Origin of the sequence: Pseudoalteromonas sp. UCD-33C, from assembly GCF_001306895.1 — a bacterium.
Lineage (GTDB): Bacteria > Pseudomonadota > Gammaproteobacteria > Enterobacterales > Alteromonadaceae > Pseudoalteromonas.
Genome location: NZ_LJTB01000027.1, coordinates 1 through 1,255, shown reverse-complemented (window position 1 = coordinate 1,255; position 1,255 = coordinate 1). Strand labels below are relative to the sequence as shown.

Genomic DNA, 1,255 nt, shown 5'->3' with positions numbered 1-1,255 from the left:
ATGGCAAAAGAAAAGTTTGAACGCGTAAAACCGCACGTAAACGTTGGTACAATCGGCCACGTTGACCACGGTAAAACAACTCTAACAGCAGCAATCACTAACGTACTTGCAAAAGTATACGGTGGTGTAGCTAAAGACTTCGCATCAATCGATAACGCTCCAGAAGAGCGTGAGCGTGGTATCACAATCTCAACTTCACACGTTGAGTACGATACTCCAACTCGTCACTACGCACACGTAGACTGTCCAGGACACGCCGATTATGTTAAAAACATGATCACTGGTGCTGCTCAAATGGACGGCGCAATCCTAGTAGTTGCTGCGACTGACGGTCCTATGCCACAAACTCGTGAGCACATCCTACTTTCTCGTCAGGTTGGTGTACCTTACATCATCGTATTCATGAACAAATGTGACATGGTTGACGACGAAGAGCTACTTGAGCTAGTTGAGATGGAAGTTCGTGAACTTCTTTCTGAGTACGACTTCCCAGGTGATGACTTACCACTAATCCAAGGTTCAGCGCTTAAAGCGTTAGAAGGCGAGAAAGAGTGGGAAGACAAAATCGTTGAGCTTGCAGAAGCACTAGATTCTTACATCCCAGAGCCAGAGCGTGACATCGATAAGCCATTCATCATGCCTATCGAAGACGTATTCTCAATCCAAGGTCGTGGTACTGTTGTAACTGGCCGTGTTGAAGCTGGTATCATCAACGTGAATGACGAAGTTGAAATCGTAGGTATCAAAGAAACTACGAAGACAACTTGTACAGGTGTTGAGATGTTCCGTAAGCTTCTAGACGAAGGTCGTGCGGGTGAGAACATCGGTGCACTTCTACGTGGTACTAAGCGTGAAGACGTTGAACGTGGTCAAGTACTAGCTAAGCCTGGTTCAATCACTCCACACACGAAGTTCACTTCAGAAGTATACGTACTTTCTAAAGATGAAGGTGGTCGTCACACTCCATTCTTCAAAGGTTACCGTCCACAGTTCTACTTCCGTACAACTGACGTAACAGGTGACGTACAGTTACCAGACGGCGTTGAAATGGTAATGCCTGGTGATAACATCAAGATGACTGTAGAACTAATCTGCCCAATCGCGATGGACGAAGGTTTACGCTTCGCTATCCGTGAAGGTGGCCGTACAGTTGGTGCTGGTGTTGTTGCAACTATCGTTGAGTAATCAACTATAGTGATGCATTAAGCATTAAGAAAAACCCGAGCTTAGTCTCGGGTTTTTTTATGGGTGAAAA

General features: G+C 45.6%; 1 protein-coding gene. It reads left to right on the top strand.

What is annotated here, in order from left to right; translation table 11 throughout:
* Positions 1-1,185, top strand: a complete 1,185-nt coding sequence (tuf, locus tag AOG26_RS20235; protein ID WP_054564107.1) for an elongation factor Tu — start codon at positions 1-3, stop codon at positions 1,183-1,185.
* Positions 1,186-1,255: the final 70 nt, after the last annotated feature.

What these genes read in the sequence shown, in the direction of transcription:
- tuf (WP_054564107.1), top strand. Translation starts at nt 1, where the DNA reads ATGGCAAAAGAAAAGTTTGAACGCGTAAAACCGCACGTAAACGTTGGT.